The organism is Streptomyces sp. NPDC018833 (assembly GCF_044390825.1).
In the GTDB taxonomy this organism is placed as follows: domain Bacteria; phylum Actinomycetota; class Actinomycetes; order Streptomycetales; family Streptomycetaceae; genus Streptomyces.
In genome coordinates this window covers 192163-213049 of record NZ_JBIRZM010000011.1, presented here as the reverse complement: position 1 = coordinate 213049, position 20887 = coordinate 192163, and the positions used below count along the sequence as shown (strand labels likewise).

Here is a 20887-nt window from a genome sequence, read left to right as displayed (position 1 = left end):
TGACCCCGATCCTATGATGGACTTTGTCTAAGTCAAGCTAACATCTAAAGTCACACCGGTTCGGGCCCTGGGTCCCCTCACTGTTAGGCTGGTCCTCATGAGTGACCTGTTGGAACGACTCCGCGGACGCGGCTGGCGCATGACCGCCCAGCGGCGTGTCGTGGCCGAGGTCCTCGACGGCGACCACGTCCACCTGACGGCCGACGAGGTCCACGCACGTGCGGTGGAGCGACTGCCCGAGATCTCCAGGGCCACCGTCTACAACACGCTGGGCGAGCTGGTCACCCTCGGCGAGGTGCTCGAGGTGTCGACCGACCGCCGCGCCAAGCGCTACGACCCGAACGCACACCGGCCCCACCAGCACCTGGTGTGCGCCAGGTGCGGTGCGATCCGCGACGTGCACCCGGCGGGCAACCCGCTGGCCGACCTGCCCGACTCGGAACGCTTCGGCTTCACGATCTCGGACGTCGAGGTGACCTACCGCGGCACCTGCCCGAACTGCGCTGCCGCGTAGCACGAAACCACGAAGAAGGGCCCCGACGAAAACGTCGGGGCCCTTCTTCGTCAGGTCACGGAGACCAGCCGGCGCGCCACCGCACTTCGATCCGCGGGCGTGAAACCACCCGGGAATGACCGAAGGCCCGGATCTCACGGATCCGGGCCTTCGGTTTCAGTAGCGGGGACAGGATTTGAACCTGCGACCTCTGGGTTATGAGCCCAGCGAGCTACCGAGCTGCTCCACCCCGCGTCGGTGAACACCACCTTACGGGACCCCGGTGGACCAGCGCAAATCCCTTCAGCGCGGCCGACCGGGACTACGCGGTCAACTCCTGGATCAGCGCCTCACGCAGCTTCGCCGCCCGCTCCGCGACCTCCGCGGGGCCGAGCTCGACCGCCCTGGCGCACCAGCGCTGCCCCTCGGCGAGCTCACCCCTGCGGGCGGCGAGCAACGCGAGCCGCAGCGCGGCCCTGCCGTGCCCGGCCCGGGCCGCCCGGGCCCACCACAGGGCGGCCTCGCGCTCACTGCCCTCGCGGGCGAGGAGCAGTCCAAGGTTGAACGCGCCGCTCCGGCTGCCCGCCTCGGCGGCCTCGCGGTACCAGCGGGCCGCCTCCGCCATGTCGCCTCGTGCGGCGGCGAGCATGCCGATCCGCACCTGGGCGCGGCGGTGCCCCTGCTCCGCGGCCCGCTCGTACCACTCCTCGCACTCGCTCTTCTCCGCCACCGGCTCGCCGAGCGCCGGGGGGCCCGGCGGTGGCCGGCGCGCGTCGAGAACGCTGGCGAGCCGGAAGGCGGCCTCGGCGCTCCCGCCGCCCGCCGCGGACCGCAGATGGCGCTCGGCGGCGTGTTCGTCGCCCTCCTTGAGCCGGGCGATGCCGACCTGGAGCGCGGCTTCGGTGTGCCCGGCGGCCGCGGCCCGCTCGTACCAGGACAGCGCGGTGCGGTCGTCGTCGCGGCCGACGTGGAGAATGCCCAGGTTGAACGCCGCGTCGACGCTGCCCGCCTCGGCTGCCTTGGAGAACCAGGGCTCGGCGCCCGCGTGGTCCCCGGCCTGCAGGAGCAGCACGGCGAGCGCGTTGGCGGCCTCGCGGTGCCCTGCGTAGGCGGCGCGGCGGTACCACTGCTCGGCCTGGGCCGTGCGGTCCTGGGCGGCGCAGAGCAGCCCGAGGTTGTACGCACCGTTGACGTCGCCCGCGTCCATGGCCGCGCGATACCAGCGCTCGGCGCTCTGCGCCTCGCCACGGGCGGCGTGCAGTGCGCCGAGGGCGTTCGCCGCGTTGCCGTCCCCGTCCTGGGCAGCCCTCAGCCACCACACGGCGGCACTCTCCTCGTCGCCCGCGTCGCGCAGCAGGAAGCCCAGCGCGCAGGCCGCCCGCGGCTCGCCGTCCTTGGCGGCCGTCAGGTACCAGCGCCCGGCCTCCTTCAGCTCGCCGCGCTTCTCCAGGATGGCGCCGAGATGCAGGGCGGCGCGCCGGTGGCCCCGGGCCGCTGCCTGCCGGTGCCACTGAGCGGCCTCGGCGAGCAGGCCCGGCCCGCCCTGGCGCGCGGCCTGCCCGCGGGCGGCCTCCGCCTCGGCGAGCACGCGCAGTCCGGCGTCCGTCTGCCACACGGCCTCGCCGGCGGCAGCGACGCGCTGCACGCCGTCGCCCGTCTCCCTCGTCGCTTCCCTTCTCGCTTCGCCCCGCGCCTCGGCGGCGCCGCGGCCGCGCCGAGCCGCGGTGGTGTGCGCGGGGCGCTGCGCCGGCGGGCCGCCGGGACCGAGCGGCCCGGCGCCCTCCTCCTTGCGCGCCTCGGCGGCGGCGCGTCGCTCCAACGCTCTGGCGAGCCGGTAGGCCGCCTCGCGGTGGCCCTGCTCGGCCGCCGTGCGCAGCCACCGCTCGCCCCCCTCCTCGCCGCGGTGCTCCAGCAGATCGGCCAGTGCGTACGCCCCGAGGGCATGGCCCTGCTCGGCGGACTGGCGCAGCCAGTACTCGGCGGCCGGTTCGTCGCCGCGCTCGCGGAAGTGACGGCCGAGGGCGTGCGCGGCCGCCGCCGAACCGGCGACCGCCGCGATGCGCCACCAGCCGGCCGCCTCGTCCGAGTAGCCGCGCTGGTGCAGCAGGACGCCCAGGTTGTTGGCGGCCGCGCGGTCGCCATCCGCGGTGGCGCCGCGCAGATAGGGCTCGGCGCCGTCCAGGTCGCCCCGGCGCAGCAGGAGTGCGCCGAGCACGCTCATCGACGCCGTGTCGCCGCTGTCCGCGGCACTGCGGTGGCGCGCCTCGAGGCCGGCGGTCTCCTCGCCGTCGACGTGGTCCGTGGCACCGAGGCCACCCGTCATGACGACGTTGTCCGCACGGCCGGAAGCGTCCATCGTGTCGACGGCGTCGACCGGATGGATAGCTTCCGCCGCGTTCCCGGCGTGCGGCTGCACAAACCGCCCTGTCTCCAACAGAGTTGCCCTGTCCCCCATAAATTCCATCGTCGCACCACCTGCAACCCGCGTACACCTGGTATACCGCAGCCAGTGAGGTCACTTCAGCGTTTTGTCGACATGCCCACAGAGAGATAAGTCAAACACGCCACCCCCCAACTCTCCGTGAGCGGCACGCACTTCGGGCGGACGAAGCCCTTGAACGTGTCGGCTCAGCACGAAGAGGGCCCGGATCCTCAAGGATCCGGGCCCTCTTCTTCGAGTAGCGGGGACAGGATTTGAACCTGCGACCTCTGGGTTATGAGCCCAGCGAGCTACCGAGCTGCTCCACCCCGCGTCGTTGTTCCGTAAAGGTACCACGACACGGGGTGGATCCCGTCATCCGCCCTGGTCGGGCTGCCTCAGCCGGGCCTCGGCGTCCGCGGCTCGCTGGAGCGCCTCCTGCAGCGCGTCCTGTGCCTTGCCGTACGCCGTCCAGTCACCGCGCTTCACGGCCGCCTCGCCGTCCGCGTACGCCTTCTGCGCGTCCGCGATGGCGTCCTGGAGCGCCGCGTCCCCCGTGGCGGGCGGCTCGGTGGGCTGCGTCGGCGGCTCATCGGGCTCGGTCGGCGGCGTCGTGGTGTCGTCGGGTGCTCGCTCGCCGAACACCTGGGACAGCGCGCCGCCGAGGTCGTCGGCGAAGCCGATCCGCTGGCCGTACACCACGGCCACCTTGCTCAGCAGCGGGAACTCCGAGCCGCGGCCCTGGGCGTAGATCGGCTCGACGTACAGGAAGCCGCTGTCCAGGGGGACGGTCAGCAGATTGCCGTACTTGATGGTCGAGTCGGCGCCCTTGAGGTCACGGACGAAGGTGGCGATGGGGTCGTGGCGGTTGAGCCGGCTCTGCACCTGCTCGGGACCGTCGACCTTGTCGTCCGTCACCCGCATCAGTCTGATCTTGCCGTAGTCGCGGCTCATGGCATCGGCGTCGACCGCCATGAACGCCCGCAGATTCGGCCGTCCACTGGGGGTGAACGTCGTCGTCAGCGCGAACTGCTGCTGCTCCTGCCCCGGCAGCTTCAGCGACAGGTAGTACGGCGGGACCGCGTTGCTGTCCGACCTGGTGGGGTCGTTCGGCACCTGCCAGGCGTCGCTCGCGTTGTAGAACGGAGCGGGCTCGGTGACGTGGTACAGGGACAGCAGCTCGCGCTGGACCTTGAACATGTCCTGCGGATACCGCAGATGGGCCTTGAGCTCGTCCGGGATGTCGGCCTTCGGCTTGACCGTGCCGGGGAACGCCTTCTCCCAGGTCTTGAGGACCGGGTCGTTCTCGTCCCACTCGTACAGGGTCACGGTGCCGTCGTAGGCGTCGACCGTGGCCTTCACCGAGTTCCGGATGTAGTTGACCTGGTTCTGCTGGGCGACCACCGCGCGCTGCTGGTCGGTCAGCGAGTCGGACGTGGTCTCCCCCAGCGTCGTACGCGACGCGTAGGGGTAGCCGTTGGTCGTGGTGTAGGCGTCGATGACCCACTGGATCCGCTTGCCCACGACGGCCGGGTAGGCGTCGCCGTCGATGGTCAGCCACGGGGCCACGGCCTCGACGCGCTCCTTGGGCGTGCGGTTGTAGAGGATCTGCGAGCCGTCGCCGATGGCGCCCGAGTACAGGATCTGCGGCTCACTGAACGCCACTGCGTACGCGGCGCGGTTGAGCGGACCGGAGAGGTCGATGCCGCCCTTGCCGGCGTAGCTCGTGGTGATCTGGCCGCCGCCGTCCTGTTCGTAGTCGAGCTCCTTCTGGGGCCCGCCCACGATCGAGTACTGCGTGGTCTTCTCGCCGTAGTAGATGCGCTGCTCGTAATCGCCGAGGCCGCCCTTGGAGGGCAGACCGGACTCGGTGAACTCCGGCGAGCCGCCGGTGCCCCTGGCCGTGTCCGTGCCCTTGGCGGCGACGGCGCCGTAGCCATGGGTGTACGTGAAGTGATCGTTGATCCAGTTGCGCTTGTCGACGCCCTGGAGGTTGAGCTCACGCAGACCGATGATCGTGTCCTGGCCCTTGTACCGGTCGATGTCCAGCGTGGAGGGGAACTGGTAGTACTTCCGCTCCTGCTCCAGCTGCTGGAAGGTGGGCGAGACGATGTTGGGGTCGTTTATGCGGTAGCTGGCCGCCGAGTCGGCGTCCTTGCGCTGCTGCTCCCCCTCCTTGATCTGGCCGCGGCCCGTGTAGGCCGTCGGCTTCACACCGTCGATGCCGTACGCCTTGCGCGTCGCCTCGATGTTCTTGCGGATGTACTCGGCTTCCTTGGCCTGCTCGTTCGGCTGGACCTGGAACTTCTGCACGATCGCCGGGTAGAGCCCGCCGATCAGGATCGCGGAGAGGACCATGAGCCCGAAGCCGATCACCGGCAGCTGCCAGGTACGGCGCCAGAGCGTGGCGAAGAACAGCAGGGCGCAGATCACCGCGATGCAGAAGAGGATCGTCTTGGCCGGCAGATAGGCGTTGGCGTCGACGTAACGCAGGCCGGTCCAGTTACTCGTGGCCTTGAAGTCGCTGGACTTGACCGCGAGTCCGTAGCGGTCCAGCCAGTACGCCACGGCCTTCAGCGCCACGAACAGTCCCAGCAGCACCGACAGGTGGCCGGTGGCCGCGCCCGTGGCCCGCGCGCCGGGGCTGGTGATCCGCAGCCCGCCGTACAGGTAGTGGGTCAGGGCGGCGGCGATCAGCGACAGTACGACGGCGGCGAAGCCGAAGCCGAGCAGGAAGCGGTACCACGGCAGCTCGAACGCGTAGAAGGCCACGTCCATCTTGAACTGCGGGTCCTTCTGACCGAAGGGCACGCCGTTGACCCACATCAGCCACGTCCGCCACTGGCTGGTGGCGGAGGCACCGGCGATGAGCCCGACGAGAGCGGTGATCGCGAGGAGCACCCACTTCTTGTACGGGGCGATCCCCATCCGGTACCGGTCGAGACTCTGCTGCTCCAGCGACATCGCGCTGAGCGGCGGCCGCAGCCGGTGCGCCAGCCAGATGTTCACGCCGACGGCCGTTGCCATGAGCAGGCCGAATACGGCGAACAGCCCGATCTTGGTCCACAGGGTGGTGGTGAAGACGGACGAGTACCGCACGGAGCGGTACCAGAGCCAGTCGGTCCAGAACCCGGCGAACATGACGAACACCATGGCCAGGGCGGCCAGGACGCCGAGCGTCATGAGCAGGGTGCGGACACGCCGGGAGGGCCGGCCCACTCTCATCCGTGGCCCGGTCGGGCCTCCGCCACGGTCCGGCATCTGGAAAGCCAACGTGCGCCCCTCGAAGTTCGCGGTCGTGTGAATCGGGCCCCGCGATCGTAGAGCCCACTGGTGCAACTTACTGAGGCTTTACCTAGTTCCCGTCGCGGGGCAGGAAGGAGGCAGGATATTGACCATGTCCAACGCTTCTGCCCCCGCCCCCGACAATCAGCCCCCCTCGGGCCCGATCGCCGCGAGCCCGCTCACCCGGGCCGTGCTCGAGATCGACGAGTACGCCGGCACGCTCGGCTGGGACCAGCCGGCCCGGCTGTTCGCGCTGGTCGACACCGCCCGGCTGCGCTCCCAGGAGCCGGGGATCGCCGCCCAGCTCGGTCTCGACGAGGGGGACGCGGCCGCCCCGCTCACCCCGATCGAGCAGGACGAGATCCCGGCCGGCACCCCGCTCGACGAGTTCCTCGGCACGATCGCCTGGCCCGACGCGGTCGTCGGCTGCGCCCTGACGGTGGAGCGTCTGATGCTGCCTCCGTCCGCCGAGGCCTCCGTACCGGACGGTCTGGACGAGGCGGCCCTGACCCAGTGGGTCGCCGCCCACCCGGACCGCCAGGAGGTCCGGATGACGGTGGCCGTGCTCCGTGACGGGGCGCGGGAGTCGGCCCTGCGTCTGCGCGAGAAGGACTCGCCGAAGGAGGTGCTCACAGGCGGCGGCCTGGTGCCGGGCCTCGCCGAGGCCCTGGCGGCGACATTCGAGGATTGATCCGGGGCCCGCAGGGCCTGGGACGTACGGCGGCCTCGCGCCGTGCGTCCCCCGCGCCGGCCGTACCGGTGGACCGGCGGCCTCGCGCCGTGCGTCCCCGCGCCGGCCGTACCGGTGGACCGGGGGGCGCGGCGCCGTGTGTCCCCGCCCGGCCCTACCGGTGGACCGGGGGCGCGCCCTCAGCCCTTGGAGCAGCTCGGCAGGCCCGCCGTGTCGCCCGAGCGGATCTTCGCCAGGGACTTCGTCGCGTCGGCGATGGTCTCGACCTTCACCAGCGTCAGGCCGTCCGGGGCGTCGGAGGCGGCGGATGCGCAGTTGTCGCCAGGGGTCAGGAAGTACTCGGCGCCCGCGTTGCGCGCGCCGACGAGCTTCATCTCGATGCCGCCGATGGGGCCGACCCTGCCGTTGTCGTCGATCGTGCCGGTTCCGGCGACGAATTCGCCCCCGGTGAGGTCCTCGGCGGTCAGCTTGTCGACGATGCCGAGGGCGAACATCAGACCGGCGCTCGGCCCGCCGACATCGGCGAGCTGGATGTCGATGGTGAACGGGAAGGTGTGATCGGTCCCCGCCTGGATCCCCACGATCGCGCGGTCGTCGTCCTCGGCCTTCACCGTGGTGATCCTGACCTTCTGGGTGCCCTGGGGCTCCTTGCCCGCCCTCTCGGCCGCTGCGGCCACCTTTGCGGGGACGACGGTGAAGACGACCTCGTCGCCCGGCCGGTGCTTCACGACCTGCTCGGCGACGTCCCCGGGCTCCTTGACCTCGGTGCCGTCCACCGCGCGGATGACATCTCCCGCGTGCAGCCTGCCCTCCGAGGGCGAGCCCTTGACGACCGTGGAAACGACCACACGCGACTTCACCGGGATCTTCAGCTCCCGCAGCGCCGCCACCTTGGCGCTCTCCTGGGACTGGCTGAACTCCTCGGCGTTCTCCTGTGTGGACTGCTCCTCGGTCTTGCCGTTGGGGTAGAGCGTGTCGTGGGGCACGACCACGTTGTCGTGGGCCAGCCAGCCGTAGAGCGCCTCGACGAGGCTCATCTCGTAGTCCGCGCCGGTCACCCTGACGGTCGTCATGTTGAGGTGACCGGTGGTCGGGAAGGTCTTGCGGTCGGAGATCTTGAGCACCGGCTCGCCGTCGGCGGAGCCGAGCGTGTTCACCGTCGGACCGGGCGACATCTCAGCGTACGGGACCGGGAAGAAGACGCCTGCGCAGAGAAGCGCGATGAAGACGAGGGTGGAGGCGAGCATCGTCGCAGTGCGGCGTGGCATGGAACGACAGTACGGGACGAGCCTGTGCGAGTACGGCCCGGGCCGGTCCGTCAGGGGGCCTGTTGGCACCTGCGTACGCTCGGCGTCACTGCCGGACGGCGTCCGTACCGGAGGCGGCCTTCTCCATCGCGTCACGGAACCGGGCATAGCCGGCGAGCTCGGCGATGTCCCCGCTCGCACGGTTCCGCTGGGCCCATCCGGCCCATATAGCCGCACCGACAGCAGCGAAAAGCGGAATCAGCAACCAGGCCAGAACTGCCATCGCGACCTCCCTACCCCATGAGCGAACGCAACTGAGTGATCAGCAGATTAGTCATCTGCGGGTTCAACGCTCATGGCAGGGGTGCGGTTACGCAAATCGGGGCGGATGAGGGCTGAGCGGGTTTCACCGGGCGGAACTGCACTGACGGCCCGTCAGTGCGCGCTCCGGTGATCAGCAGGCGCCGACCCATTCCTCGGTACCGTCCGAGAATTTCTGGTGCTTCCAGATGGGCACCTCGTGCTTGAGGTCGTCGATCAGCTTCCGGCACGCCTCGAACGCCTCCCCCCGGTGCGGGCAGGAAACCGCCACCACCACCGCGAGATCCCCGACCTCCAGGTCACCCACACGGTGGACGGCGGCGAGCGCCCGAACGGGGTACTCGGCGACCACCTTCTCGGCGACGCGGCGCATCTCCGCCTCCGCCGTCGGATGGCAGGAGTAACCCAGCGCATCGACGTCGGCGCCGCCGTCGTGGTTGCGCACGGTGCCGACGAACAGCGCGGTGCCGCCCGCGGCGGCGTCGCCCACGGCCGCGAAGACCTCGTCGACGGAGAGCGGTGTGTCACGGATCGCGAGCAGCCGGATGGGGTCCTGCGCCGCGTTCTCGCCGGGGTGGTCGTACGTACGTGCCATGATGCCCATCGTGCCGTACGGCACCGACAGCGCGGAATAGCCCTTCGCACGGTTCGCCCCCGACGGGCCTTGGAGCCTCCTACAGGAGCACCGTGGAGCCCGGGGCGGCCTGGACGCGACGGCGTGCCGGCCTAGATCCGGCGGCGCGCCTTGCGGGCGCGGCGCACCAGGGCAGCCGTGCCCAGCAGGGCGACCGTCGCACCCGCGGCGCCCGCGGCCGTGGCGTCCTTGCGGCCGAGGCGGCGGCCCGCGACCGTGTGCCGGCCCTCGACCTCCTCCAGGAGGGCGGCGAGCACCTCCTCGTTGGTCCACCGCGGGCGCCAGCCCGCGTCGTGCAGCCGGCTCACGCTCACCACCCAGGGATGCATCGTGTACGCGAGGTCGCCCGCGGGGGACGGCGTCAGTCCGATGCGGTGCAGACGCGCGGCCGCACCCAGCGCCACGGCCGAGGGCAGTTCCATCCGGCGGATGCCGCTGAGCTCCTCGACCTCCTCCTGTTCCAGCCATCCGTCGCAGCCGACCGCGAGCTCGCCCTCGACCTTCTCCAGCGCCGCGTACTCCAGGGCGCTCACCAGGTCCTCGACATGGCAGAACTGCCAAGTGGGCCGGGATCCGGCGACCACGAGCAGCCGGGGCGACTCGAAGTAGCGGGTCAGCGCGGTGTCGGTGCCGCCGACGAGGACGGCAGGCCTGACCACCGTGACGTTCAGCCCGGGATGGGCGCGGGGGGCGCGCCGCCCGAGACGTTCGATCTCCAGCAGGTCCCCCACGCCGGTCGCCTCGGCCGTCGCGCGCAGCTCGGCGTCCTCGGAGAGCGGGATGTCGTTCTCGGGCAGCGCCCCGTAGACCATCGCGGAGGTGCACAGGACCACCCGGTGGACCCCGGCCGCCGCGGCTGCGGTCAGTACGGTCTGGGTTCCGCGGACGTTGTACGCGGTGCGGGCGGCCGTGTCGGTCTCCAGGTCGAGGTCCAGCGCGAGGTGCACCACGACGTCGGCGCCCCGCAGCTTCTCCGCGATGGCCGGGTCGCGGACGTCGAGGATGTGCCAGTGCGCCTCGGGGACCTCGCCGCGGCGCTCGTCGATCGCGATGACCTGTTTGACCTCGTCGCAGGCGGCAAGGCGCCTGGTGAGCAGGTCGCCGACGCCCGTGGCGGCACCCGTGACGGCCACGACGGGACCGCGACCGGCGGCAGGGGTTGAGTGGTTTCGCGCTGCGCGAACCTGCGGATCTGGGGAACTCACCAGGCGTCTCCAGCGGTTGTCTTCAATACGCAAGCGAATAACGCATACGCACCAGGTGACGTCCATCCTGCCGCAGGCCACGTGCCGGCGGGGCACCGAGCCGGTAAGCGGCCAGGATGTCGGAGCCGCACGACCCCCGGCCGCATAGGCTGGTGGTGTAGTCGGGCAGTCGCCGCCGACGATAAGCCGGCGGCCCTACGAGCCGAGGAAACCCGTGAGTGACACCCCATTCGGATTCGGCCTTCCGCCGGAGGAGCCGGAGAACGGCGACGAGGGCAAGAAGAAGAATCCCGCCGGAGGTGGCCAGGGCTCCGGCGGATCCCCGTCCAGTCCCTTCGGCTTCGGCGAGGGCGGCGGTGACAATCCCTTCGCCGCCATGTTCGGCTCCCTGAACCCGGGCGACCTCGGTGCCGCGTTCCAGCAGCTCGGCCAGATGCTGAGCTACGAGGGCGGCCCGGTGAACTGGGACATGGCCAAGCAGATCGCCCGCCAGACGGTCTCCCAGGGCACGCCGGACGGCACCAAGGACGCGAGCGTCGGTCCCGTGGACCGCACCGCGGTCGAGGAGGCCGTGCGGCTGGCCGACCTGTGGCTGGACGGCGCGACCTCGCTGCCCTCGGGCGCGAGCACGGCCGTGGCGTGGAGCCGCGCGGAGTGGGTCGAGGCGACCCTCCCGGCGTGGCAGCAGCTCGTCGACCCGGTCGCCGAGCGCGTCGGTCTCGCCATGGGTGACGTGCTCCCCGAGGAGATGCAGGCCATGGCGGGTCCGCTGATCGGGATGATGCGCTCCATGGGCGGGGCGATGTTCGGCCAGCAGATCGGTCAGGCCGTCGGTGTCCTGGCCGGCGAGGTGGTGGGCTCGACAGACATCGGTCTGCCGCTGGGCCCGGCCGGCAAGGCCGCACTCCTTCCGTTGAACGTGGACGCACTCGGCAAGGACCTCAGCGTGCCGAAGGAGGAGGTGCGGCTGTACCTCGCGCTGCGCGAGGCCGCCCACCAGCGGCTCTTCGCCCATGTGCCGTGGCTGCGCTCGCACCTGTTCGGTGCGGTCGAGGGGTACGCCCGCGGGATCAAGGTGGACACGACCAAGCTGGAGGACGTGGTCGGCCAGTTCGACCCGTCGCACCCCGAGCAGCTCCAGGAGGCGCTGCAGCAGGGCATGTTCCAGCCGGAGGACACCCCGGAGCAGAAGGCGGCCCTGGCCCGTCTGGAGACGGCGCTCGCACTGGTCGAGGGCTGGGTCGACGCGGTGGTCAACGAGGCGGCCTCGTCACGGCTCATGTCTGCCGCCGCGCTGCGCGAGACGCTGCGCAGGCGCCGCGCGTCCGGTGGCCCGGCGGAGCAGACGTTCGCGACGCTGATCGGTCTCCAGCTGCGTCCGCGCAGGCTGCGGGACGCCGCGCGACTGTGGGCGTTGCTGACGGACGCGCGCGGCGTCGACGGCCGTGACGCCCTGTGGGAGCACCCGGACATGCTGCCGACGGCGACCGACCTGGACGACCCGGACGGCTTTGTGTACCGCGAGCAGCTGGACTTCTCCGAGCTGGACAAGATGCTCGGCGAGGCCGCCGGCGGCGGCACCGCGCCGAAGACGGACAAGCCGAACCTGGACAAGGGGAAGCCGGAAGAGGGGCCCGAAGGGTCCGCCGGGAGCGACGAGGACGACACCGACAAGTGAGCCTCCATGACGACGCCGTCCTCGTGCTGAAGGACTACGAGGCCATCGAGGACGGCCAGAGTGGGCTGCGACAGACCTATCTGGACCACCTGGCGTCGCATCCGGACGGGATGTGGAAGTCCTGCGGGGCGGGGCATCTCACGGCCAGCGCGCTGGTGGTAGACGCGCAGCGCGGGCGCGTGCTGTTGACGCTGCACAAAAAGCTCGGCCTGTGGCTGCAGATGGGCGGCCACTGCGAGCCGCAGGACGCGACGCTTGCCGCGGCGGCCCTGCGCGAGGCGACCGAGGAGTCCGGGATCCGGGGCCTTTCGCTCCTGCCCGGCGGGCCGGTCGTCCTCGACCGCCACCCGATCCCCGCGCCGTGCCACTGGCATCTGGACGTGCAGTATGCGGCGCTGGCCCCGGCCGACTCCACCCCGGCGATCAGCGACGAGTCGCTGGACCTGCGCTGGTTCGCCTACGACGAGGTCGCGGCCGTGGCCGACGCCTCCGTCGTACGGCTCGTGGAGCGCACGAGGGCGGCGCTGTAGCACGGCACGGGTAAGGGGTGGTCGCCCCGGCGACCACCCCTTACCCGTGTCCCGTCAGTTCCAGGCGTTGTTCTGGTTCTGTGCGTGGGAGCCTTGCTGTCCCACGCCGTACTGGGCGCGCAGGCCCTGCCCGAGGTCCGCGTTCTGCGGGGGCATGACCTCGCTGGGCTGGACGAGCGCGAAGCCCTGCCCGAGGAAGCTCAGCTCCCAGCCCTCTCCGGTGTTGCTGCGGCGGCGGCGCACGTTGGACGAGTGCGTCTGTGCCTGCATCTGCACGCGCAGCGCGGAGGACCAGGCCACGATGGCATCTGCGTCCACGCTGACGTACTTCTCGGGCGTCACCTGCATCATCAGCGGCTGGCCGGAGGTCATCAGCGCGACCTTGCCCCGGCCGGAGATGTTGAGCTGGTACTTGCCGGATCCGGAGATGCCGTACTGGCTGTCCACCGCGATGACCTCGGTGTGCAGCGTGGAGTCGAGCGCCAGCACATACGCGCTGTCGACGGTCATGCCCTCCTGGTCCACGTCGACGACGTGGACGTACTGGGCGAGGTTGGCGAGGTAGACGGTGCCCTGGCCCGAGCAGCGCATCAGATCCAGGCCCTCACCGGTCTTGGCACGGGCCCTGCGCTGGCTGCTCGTCTGGTACTCGCCGTCGAAGTCGACCAGCCCCTGGTAGGCGACCATCGCGCCCTTGCGGGCGAGCACGTCGTCGTGCCCGGTCAGGCTGACCCGCAGCAGCTGCGGGTTCTGCACGACGTACCGGTCCTGGGACTGCTGCTCGGCGTAGCCGAAAAGCGGACTCTGCATGGTGTTCTCGCTCCCCCTCAGCCCCGGATCCGCAGGCGGTCGGTGCTGTCCTCGCTCGGCTGTACGACGACGATGCCCTGGCCCGAGAAGGCCATCTGGTACGCCTCTCCGCTGCCCCGCCCGATCAGGGACGAGGCCTTGAAGCTGCGCTTGCCCTTCACCTTGAGGTTCGGGGACCAGGCCACGAGGGCGTCCGGGTCGACGTACGTCTCGTCCTCTCCACGGCCGCAGTCGACGACGATGGGCGTGCCGCGGGAGGTCAGGGCTACCCAGCCGGTGCCCGCGACCTCCACGTTCCAAAGGCCTTGGCCGGCGAACTTGGCAAGGCCCTTGACCTTCTCGACACCCCACTGGAGGTGGGCGTCGAATGCCAGGAGGTTGGTGCCGTTGACCGAGAGCGAGTCGTTGTTGAGGTTGATCACGACGACGTCGGCGCCGTAGTCGGCGAGGTAGAGCAGGCCGTCGCCGGAGCACTTCATGATCGGCGCGCCCTCGCCTGTCACCCACTGGGAGGCGATCTGACGGACGGCGGGCGGATTGGGCTCGTACTGGACGAAGCCTTCGTAGGCGACCATCGAGCCGGTGCGTGCGTACAGGTCCTGGCCGGTGGCCATGGCGACCTTGAGCATGGTGCGGCCGTGGTTCTCCATCCGGGCCGCTACGGGGGTCGGGGCGAAGCCCGCGAGTTGCTGGTTCATGATTCGGGCTCCCTCAGACCTCGTACGGCTGGACGACGATGAAGTTGCCGGGGGCGCCCCGGAACTGGAGGTTCACGGTTTCACCGCTGTGTCCCGGGTAGGCGTTGCGCCGCAGGCGGACCTGACTGGAGAGGATCACCTGCGAGGCCGCCGACCAGGCGACGACCGCGTTGCTGTCGGCGAAGGTGGTGGGCGTGACCGGCAGAACGACCGGGACCCCCTGCGTCTTCACGACGACGGTGCCGGTGCCCTGGAACATCATCGTGAACAGCGCGCCGCCGGGGATGCCGTGGCCCTCGATGCGCCGGACCTCGTGCTGGAGCGACTCATCGAAGGCGAGCACGTTTTCGGCGGAGACACAGATGCCGTCGCCCTGCAGCTCGATGGAGTGCAGGTGTGCGCCGTTCTCCGCGAGGAAGACCTGGCCACGGCCGCCGCAGCGCATCAACTGCATTTCCTGGCCCGTGGCGTTGCCGACGATGCGGCCGGCGAAACCGGCGCCCTTGTAGCTGAAGTCGACCTTGCCCTGGTACATGACCATGCTGCCCTGGCGGGCGAGCACGGGCGTGCCACCCATGGTGAGGTCGACCCGCATCATCTGCTGGTTCTGCGGGGTCCAGCGCTGGCCGGTGGGCGTCTCGCGGTAGGGCTGAAGGGCGGCCTGGAGGCCGGCCCCCGTCTGCGGCGCTCCCTGGGGCACTCCCTGCGGAGCGCCTAGGGGTATGCCGGGCTGCTGCCCGTACGGGCCGGGGGCCGGCTGTCCGTACGGAGACGGCATTGCGGGCGGCGGAGCCTGGCCGGGCAGCTGCCCTGCGACCTGGCCGTACTGCGGCGGTTGCGGCTGGCCGTACGAGGACGGCGCCGGCGGCGGCACGGTGCCGGGGCCAGGCGCCATGGGGGCGGCCATGGTCGGTGCGGCGTGCATCTGCGGGCCCGGCACGGGGGCCTGGGCGGCGGGAGCCGGGGCCGCAGGAGCGCCGAACGTGGGCGCGGGGGCGGGCTGCGGCGCTTGCGGAGCCTGGGGTGCCTGCGGCGCTTGGGGTGCTCCGAAGGCCGGGGGCTGAGCGGGCGCGGCAGCAGCCGGGGGCGGTGCGAAGGAGGGCGCGACCGCCTGAGGCTGCTGGGGAGCGGGCTCCTCCTCGGCGACCTCTCCGCCGAAGTTCTTCAGCAGCGCTTCGAGCCCGCCGTCGAACCCCTGGCCGACGGCGGCGAAGCGCCATACGTCCTTGAGGTAGAAGTCCCCCAGCATCACCGCACGTTCGGTGCTGAACTCCGAGCCGCTGAAGGCGTACCTGACGACCTCTTCGCCACCGGCGACGATGCGGATGTGGCCGGGGCCGATCTGCGACATCTGCCCCGCGCCGTCGATCGTGGCGGTGAAGGAGAGCTTGTGGATGTTCGCCGGAATGCGGTCGAGAGTGACGCGGAACGACTCGGTGTCCCCGGCCTGCGTACCGAGCAGCTGAATGGACTCCTCGGGCGATTTCGGCTGGTTGAAGAAGATGAAGTACCGGTCGTCGGAGAGCTGCTCGTTCGCGTCGAGACCGAAGCAGCTGATGTCGAAGGTCAGTCCAGGAGCAGCGATCTGCACACCTACGTACAGATCCGTTCCCGGCGTCAGATCACTGATCTTGGCCTTGTGGCCCCGTTGGAATTCCCTGGCCATGCGTTACGACCGTCCCCCATCCCGAAATACGAATGCGTCGCGTCAGGCTAACCGCTGGCGGCGACATCGAGCCAAGCCGGTACACATTCGGTACAGGACCGTCGACACCCGCTCGCCGTCCGGCCGCTCACGACCGTCACGGCGGCGGATCGCCGCTCGCGTTCCTCACTCCTCGCGCGCGGTGGGCAGATGCGGCAGCCGGCCGGCCGCGACGACGCCTTCGAGGTAGCCGCGGGCCCGCTCGGTACGGGGATACGCCTCCAGCAGCCGCCAGAAACGCGGCCCGTGGCCGGGCACGAGCAGGTGCGCGAGCTCATGGACGAGCACATAGTCGACGACGTACTCGGGCATGCCCTGGAGCCGGTGCGAGAGACGGATGCTGCCCTCCGCCGGAGTGCACGAGCCCCAGCGGGTGTTCTGGTTCGTCACCCATCGCACGGATACCGGCTTCGCCCGGCCGTCGAAGTACTGCTCCGACAACCGCTCGGCCCGCTCGGCCAGTTCGCTGTCGCCGAGAACCCGCTTGCTCTCCTGCGCCGCGAGCTTGTCCAGCATCACGCCGACCCACCGGCGCTCCTCGGCCTCGGACATCCGGGCGGGGATCAGAACGATCGTGCGGTCGCCCTCGCGGTAGGCCGAGACCGTCCTGTTGCGCCGGGCGCTCCTGCGGACCTCGACCGCGCTCGTGGCGGGACCGCGGTGCGGGTGGCGATTCGCGTTTCGCGTGGTTCCCGCGCCGCGCGCGGAGTTCTCCCCGGTGAGCCGGGGGGAGGGGTCGACGGGCACGCCCCGACGTTACCCGCTGCCAGTACGGGAAGTCCCGCCCCCGGGGACGGTTCACGCCTGATCCACTCCGTGGCTGCACGATTTGAACGACTAATACCCCACGCCTGTGGACAACTTTTCACACGCCACGGCGCGCACCGGCATTCTGGCAACGGTTCGAGACCGAAGAGCACAATTCAACGGGGGAACGGGGACGGATATGCATCCGATGATGAAGCCTGCCCTGCGGCGGGCATGGCGTGACCGCCAGTCCGTGCAGGTCGGGGTGACATCCGCGCACGCGGTGACGGTGGGGCCGGTGGACACCGCGACAGGCTCGCTCATCGAGCTGCTGGACGGCACCAGGGGGCTGGACCTCCTGCGGGCCGAGGCACGCACGATGGGGCTGCCGGACGGGCGGGCCGACGCGCTGGTCGGGCGGCTGGCGTCCGCCGGGCTCCTGGACGACCCGTCGGCCGGCGGACCGGCCGCGGACTCCCTGCGGAGGAGGCCGGGCGCCCTTGACCGGCTGCGTCCGGATCTGGCGTCCCTGTCCGTGGTCCATCCCGAGCCGGGCGGCGCGATGCGGCGGCTGGCGGCCCGGCGGGCCATACGGGTTCAAGTGCGGGGCGCGGGCAGGGTCGGCGCCCTCGTCGCGGCGACGCTGTCCTCGGCGGGGGTGGGGCGGGTCGAGGTGCTGGACGGAGGCTTCACGGAACCGGGCGATGTCACACCAGGCGGACTGACGCCCGAGGAAATCGGACAGCGCAGGGACGCGGCGGCCCGGCGTCTGGTCCGCCGCTCGGCACCGGACCGCCCCCCGCGCCGGGCGGAGGTGGCGGAGCCGGGCGGCGGCGAGCCGGCACTCGCTCTCGTGGTGGTGGCCCCGCGTGACGGACTCGGCGCCTACGCACCTGACCCGCTGCCGGCCGAGGACTGGATCGCGGCCGGGATCCCCCATCTCTACGCGGGAGTTGTGGAGGCTACCGGCGTGGTGGGACCGCTGGTGGTGCCGGGGAGCACGGCGTGCGCCGGATGCCTGGAGCGGGGCCGGACAGAGCGCGACCCGGCCCGGTCGATACTGCTCGCGCAGTGGCGCTCGGGACGGCGCGCAGCGGTGCCCTCCGCCTGTGACGCGGCGCTGGCCACGACCGTCGCGGGGCTCACCGCGTGTCACGCGGTGTCCTTCCTCGACGGTGACCTGCCGGCAAGTGCGGATGCCCGCTGGGAGGTGTCGCTGCCGTCCGTGCGGTGGCGCTCCGAGCGGATCAGTGCCCATGCCGAGTGCCCGTGCGGCGCGGCGGGCAGGACTGAGACAAGGCACACCTCGGGGTTCGGTCCGACACACGAGACAATGGCTGGGTAACCGCCGTCAACGGAGCAATGCCGTAAGGCAGATGCGGCACGCCGGCTGGGATTTGGAGGGGCGTATGTCTGATCTTCCCCGGAAGGCGGTCACCCGTACCGCAAAATTGGCCGCGTTGCCGCTTGGCTTCGCGGGCCGTGCCACCTGGGGGCTGGGCAAGCGGATCGGCGGCAGGTCCGCGGAGATCGTCGCCCGTGAACTGCAACAGCGCACGGCTGAGCAGCTGTTCAAGGTGCTCGGCGAGCTGAAAGGCGGCGCGATGAAGCTCGGACAGGCGATGTCCGTCTTCGAATCGGCCCTGCCCGAGGAGATCGCCGGCCCGTACCGGGCAGCGCTCACCAAGCTGCAGGACGCCGCGCCGCCCATGCCGACGCGCACCGTCCACACCGTGCTCGCGGAGCGTCTCGGAGAAGAGTGGCGCGAGCTGTTCCTCAGTTTCGAGGACAAGCCCTCTGCCGCCGCCTCTATCGGCCAGGTGCACCGGGCGGTGTGGCACGACGGGCGCGAGGTCGCGGTCAAGGTGCAGTACCCGGGTGCGGGGGACGCGCTCCTGTCGGACCTGACCCAGCTGAGCCGTTTCGCCAAGCTCGTCGGCCCCCTCATCCCAGGGATGGACATCAAGCCGCTGATCGCCGAACTGCGCGACCGGATCTCGGAGGAGTTGGACTACGAGCTGGAGGCGCAGGCCCAGCGTGAGCACGCGGCCGAGTTCGCCGGTGATCCCGATGTGGTCGTGCCGGACGTGGTCCACCAGTGCGACCAGGTGCTGGTGACGGAGTGGATCGACGGCATACCGCTGGCGGACGTGATCGCGGACGGCACCCCGGAGCAACGCGACCGCGCGGGCGAGTTGCTGGCCCGGTTCCTCTTCTCCGGACCCGCTCGTACAGGACTGCTGCACGCCGACCCGCACCCGGGCAACTTCCGGCTCCTGCCGGGTGAGGACGGTGAGTCCCTGCGGCTGGGCGTCCTGGACTTCGGCACGGTGGACCGCCTGTCGGGAGGGCTGCCGCGGACCATCGGGGCATGCCTGCGGATGACGCTGTCGGGAGATGCCGAAGCCGTTTACCGGATGTTGTGCGAGGAGGGCTTCGTCAAGGAGACCGTCGAGCTCGACCCCGAGCAGGTGCTCGACTATCTACTGCCGATCATCGAGCCCGCGGAGGTGGCGGAGTTCACGTTCACCCGCGGCTGGATGCGCGCACAGGCCGCCCGGCTCGCCGACGTCCGCTCCCCGGCACACCAGTTGGGCAAGCAGCTCAATCTGCCGCCGTCGTATCTGCTCATACACCGTGTGACGTTGAGCACCATCGGTGTGCTGTGCCAGCTGAACGCGTCCGTGCGGCTCCGGGAGGAATTGGAGGCCTGGCTGCCCGGATTCCTCGCCGAGGAGGAGGACCTTCGGGGCCGCGCACTCGAGGAGCGGGGGGAGTCGGCCGAAGAGGCGGTGGTGGAGGCGCAGGCCTGACCGGCGCGCGTGGCGCGCGCACGCGGATCGCCGGCTCGCGCCTGTCGCTGCGACGGGGGCGGGCCGGCGTGCCGGGTGGTGTCACCACCAGTCCGTGTCGAGCTTGCCCTCGATCGCCCTGATGTTGGCACGAGCACAGGCCTCGCACAGGTACCGGCGGACACCGTTCTCCACGGAACATGTCCAGGTGACCGGTGTCCCCTCGGCGGTCGCACCGCAGACGGAGCACACGGTGATCCCGGCGCCCTGTGCCGGCGCGCCCTGCGGTTCGGGCGGCGGCGTCTTGTCCTGGTCCACCTGGCGACGATACCGCCGCCCGGAGCACGTCCGCGTGAGCAACGCACCGCGGGGGCCGGTCCGTTCGGACCGGCCCCCGCGGGGACTGCGTGTGCTGTCACTGCATGACGGCCATGGCCAGTGCACGACGGGCGCGCATCGAGACGCGCTCGGCACGGCGCTGCATCCGCCGGGCGGCGACCAGGCGCACGGCCTGGCGTTCCGCATCGGCTTCGCGCCGGCGCTCATTCATATGCGCACGAGCCAGGGCTTCTGGGATGAGTTGCATTTCGCGGGTCCTGTTCTGACGCGAGGCGGTCGCGCCGATGGTGGTGACTGCTGGAGTGGCGGAGCCTGACGGCTCGCTGGCGGAAGAGGTCATCGGGGCCTGCTTATGGGGTTCGTGCGTGACGGGTCGATCGATGGTTCCGGCGGTGCTCATGCAGCGACCGGGTTCTTGCGCGGGCGACCACGAGGCCGCTTCCGGGCGACGACGACACCCTGGACGAAGAGCTCTCCGCCCCAGACGCCCCACGGCTCACGCCGCTCCTTGGCGCCGGCGAGGCATGCCTCCACCAGCGGGCAGGTACGGCAGAGGGACTTGGCGTACTCGACGTCCGCCGGCGACTCGGCGAAGAAGACCTCCGGGTCGTAGGAGCGGCAGGGGACGGGTACGCCGAGGTTCTCGATGGCGTCGTCGAGCGCGGTCAGCGCGGTGAGGGGAGTCAAGGTGGAGTCCTCGGGAAGGGCGGGCGGGGAGATCGGCTGGGAAGGCGGTACGGACGGGGCGTGCGCTTCGAGTTGCACGGTGTGTTGTTCCTCGTCTGTCGTGCCGGCCGGTCGGCCGGTTTGGCTGCTGGTACCGGGTGCTTCTGGTCCCGAGGCCCCTTCGCTCTGTCATCCCGCTGGGGAAAACAGAAGGGCCGCGGATCCCTGGTGGGGTTCCGCGGCCCTGAAGGCGCCGGCCTGATGGTGCATCAGGCTGGATCACTCCAGGGTTCGAGCCCACGGAAGGCCCACTTCGAGTGGTGATGCGTCGTCTGCTGCCGGGTCTCGGCACTGGCCGCCGCGAGGGCATAGGCCTGAGCCTCTGCCGCTGCTACTCCTGCTTCCAGTGCCTTGGTCGGTCGCTCATTGCGCTCCAGGACGGGGAGGCCGCCCAGGCCGGACGCAGGAAGCACGGCAAAGTTGCCGGACATTCCGGTGCCGCTGAACGCCGAGGAGAAGCCGAGCGAGCAGGCGGAGACGACCGAGCGATCGGTCATTTTGGCGGTGCTGACGAAGCTGGTCTTGATGCTGATCACTGGAATCGCCTCCTCTCGGCGTCTCGGGGAC

The 20887-nt window shown here is 70.8% G+C and carries 20 protein-coding genes and 2 tRNA genes; 6 read left to right on the top strand and 16 right to left on the bottom strand.

What is annotated here, in order from left to right; genetic code table 11:
* The first annotated feature begins 97 nt into the window (after window positions 1-97).
* A complete protein-coding gene (locus ACH5AF_RS22660) occupies window positions 98-514 on the top strand; it encodes a Fur family transcriptional regulator (RefSeq protein WP_398903602.1) in 417 nt (138 codons plus the stop codon).
* A gap of 160 nt (window positions 515-674) precedes the next feature.
* On the opposite strand, the gene ACH5AF_RS22655 is transcribed toward ACH5AF_RS22660, so the two are convergent.
* The 4 genes from ACH5AF_RS22655 to ACH5AF_RS22640 all read right to left on the bottom strand — a co-directional run bounded on the left by ACH5AF_RS22655 (window position 675) and on the right by ACH5AF_RS22640 (window position 6173).
* Window positions 675-748, bottom strand: a tRNA-Met gene (locus ACH5AF_RS22655).
* A 67-nt stretch (window positions 749-815) separates the two neighbouring features.
* Entirely contained in the window at window positions 816-2957 is a 2142-nt protein-coding gene (locus ACH5AF_RS22650; protein WP_398903600.1) for a sel1 repeat family protein, read from the bottom strand.
* A 215-nt stretch (window positions 2958-3172) separates the two neighbouring features.
* Window positions 3173-3246, bottom strand: a tRNA-Met gene (locus ACH5AF_RS22645).
* Between the two features lie 41 nt (window positions 3247-3287).
* Window positions 3288-6173, bottom strand: coding sequence for a UPF0182 family protein (locus ACH5AF_RS22640; protein ID WP_398903684.1), 2886 nt, complete (start codon window positions 6171-6173; stop codon window positions 3288-3290).
* 136 nt (window positions 6174-6309) lie between these two features.
* Here ACH5AF_RS22640 and ACH5AF_RS22635 point away from each other — a divergent pair, with 136 nt between their 5' ends.
* On the top strand, window positions 6310-6888 hold the full coding sequence (locus ACH5AF_RS22635) for a PPA1309 family protein (RefSeq protein ID WP_398903598.1): 579 nt from the start codon (window positions 6310-6312) through the stop codon (window positions 6886-6888).
* A 179-nt stretch (window positions 6889-7067) separates the two neighbouring features.
* Here ACH5AF_RS22635 and ACH5AF_RS22630 read toward each other — a convergent pair whose 3' ends face one another.
* The 4 genes from ACH5AF_RS22630 to ACH5AF_RS22615 form a co-directional block, all read right to left on the bottom strand.
* On the bottom strand, window positions 7068-8156 hold the full coding sequence (locus tag ACH5AF_RS22630) for a PDZ domain-containing protein (protein ID WP_398903597.1): 1089 nt from the start codon (window positions 8154-8156) through the stop codon (window positions 7068-7070).
* Window positions 8157-8241: 85 nt separating this feature from the next.
* Complete coding sequence (locus ACH5AF_RS22625) at window positions 8242-8418, bottom strand: hypothetical protein (RefSeq protein ID WP_215178719.1); 177 nt, start codon at window positions 8416-8418, stop codon at window positions 8242-8244.
* 171 nt (window positions 8419-8589) lie between these two features.
* Window positions 8590-9051, bottom strand: a complete 462-nt coding sequence (locus ACH5AF_RS22620; protein ID WP_398903595.1) for a molybdenum cofactor biosynthesis protein MoaE — start codon at window positions 9049-9051, stop codon at window positions 8590-8592.
* Window positions 9052-9182: 131 nt separating this feature from the next.
* Window positions 9183-10295, bottom strand: a complete 1113-nt coding sequence (locus ACH5AF_RS22615; RefSeq protein WP_215178717.1) for an SDR family oxidoreductase — start codon at window positions 10293-10295, stop codon at window positions 9183-9185.
* Between the two features lie 214 nt (window positions 10296-10509).
* Here ACH5AF_RS22615 and ACH5AF_RS22610 point away from each other — a divergent pair, with 214 nt between their 5' ends.
* The gene (locus ACH5AF_RS22610) at window positions 10510-11973 is read left to right on the top strand and encodes a zinc-dependent metalloprotease (RefSeq protein WP_398903593.1); all 1464 of its coding nucleotides are present in this window, start codon (window positions 10510-10512) and stop codon (window positions 11971-11973) included.
* Complete coding sequence (locus ACH5AF_RS22605; RefSeq protein WP_398903591.1) at window positions 11970-12503, top strand: NUDIX hydrolase; 534 nt, start codon at window positions 11970-11972, stop codon at window positions 12501-12503. The genes ACH5AF_RS22610 and ACH5AF_RS22605 overlap by 4 nt, the downstream gene beginning before the upstream one ends.
* 54 nt (window positions 12504-12557) lie before the next feature.
* Here ACH5AF_RS22605 and ACH5AF_RS22600 read toward each other — a convergent pair whose 3' ends face one another.
* The 4 genes from ACH5AF_RS22600 to ACH5AF_RS22585 form a co-directional block, all read right to left on the bottom strand.
* Window positions 12558-13313 (bottom strand): AIM24 family protein, encoded by a 756-nt coding sequence (locus ACH5AF_RS22600; RefSeq protein ID WP_398903589.1) that lies wholly within the window; start codon window positions 13311-13313, stop codon window positions 12558-12560.
* A gap of 17 nt (window positions 13314-13330) precedes the next feature.
* A complete protein-coding gene (locus tag ACH5AF_RS22595) occupies window positions 13331-14011 on the bottom strand; it encodes an AIM24 family protein (RefSeq protein ID WP_398903587.1) in 681 nt (226 codons plus the stop codon).
* A gap of 13 nt (window positions 14012-14024) precedes the next feature.
* Complete coding sequence (locus ACH5AF_RS22590; protein ID WP_398903585.1) at window positions 14025-15677, bottom strand: TerD family protein; 1653 nt, start codon at window positions 15675-15677, stop codon at window positions 14025-14027.
* Between the two features lie 165 nt (window positions 15678-15842).
* Window positions 15843-16463, bottom strand: coding sequence for a M48 family metallopeptidase (locus tag ACH5AF_RS22585; protein WP_398903584.1), 621 nt, complete (start codon window positions 16461-16463; stop codon window positions 15843-15845).
* Between the two features lie 199 nt (window positions 16464-16662).
* On the opposite strand from ACH5AF_RS22585, the gene ACH5AF_RS22580 reads away from it, so the two are divergent.
* Together ACH5AF_RS22580 and ACH5AF_RS22575 are read left to right on the top strand one after the other, a co-directional pair.
* Complete coding sequence (locus tag ACH5AF_RS22580) at window positions 16663-17808, top strand: TOMM precursor leader peptide-binding protein (RefSeq protein WP_398903582.1); 1146 nt, start codon at window positions 16663-16665, stop codon at window positions 17806-17808.
* Window positions 17809-17872: 64 nt separating this feature from the next.
* The gene (locus ACH5AF_RS22575) at window positions 17873-19276 is read left to right on the top strand and encodes an ABC1 kinase family protein (protein ID WP_398903580.1); all 1404 of its coding nucleotides are present in this window, start codon (window positions 17873-17875) and stop codon (window positions 19274-19276) included.
* A gap of 81 nt (window positions 19277-19357) precedes the next feature.
* On the opposite strand, the gene ACH5AF_RS22570 is transcribed toward ACH5AF_RS22575, so the two are convergent.
* From ACH5AF_RS22570 to ACH5AF_RS22555, 4 genes are all read right to left on the bottom strand, one after another.
* Entirely contained in the window at window positions 19358-19573 is a 216-nt protein-coding gene (locus ACH5AF_RS22570) for a hypothetical protein (RefSeq protein WP_398903579.1), read from the bottom strand.
* Window positions 19574-19670: 97 nt separating this feature from the next.
* Window positions 19671-19994 carry a hypothetical protein gene (locus ACH5AF_RS22565; RefSeq protein ID WP_398903577.1) on the bottom strand — a complete coding sequence of 108 codons (324 nt, stop codon included), beginning with the start codon at window positions 19992-19994 and terminating at the stop codon, window positions 19671-19673.
* Window positions 19991-20359 carry a WhiB family transcriptional regulator gene (locus ACH5AF_RS22560; RefSeq protein WP_215178695.1) on the bottom strand — a complete coding sequence of 123 codons (369 nt, stop codon included), beginning with the start codon at window positions 20357-20359 and terminating at the stop codon, window positions 19991-19993. Before ACH5AF_RS22560 ends, ACH5AF_RS22565 begins: the two co-directional genes overlap by 4 nt.
* A 170-nt stretch (window positions 20360-20529) precedes the next feature.
* Complete coding sequence (locus ACH5AF_RS22555) at window positions 20530-20856, bottom strand: hypothetical protein (RefSeq protein WP_398903575.1); 327 nt, start codon at window positions 20854-20856, stop codon at window positions 20530-20532.
* Window positions 20857-20887: the final 31 nt, after the last annotated feature.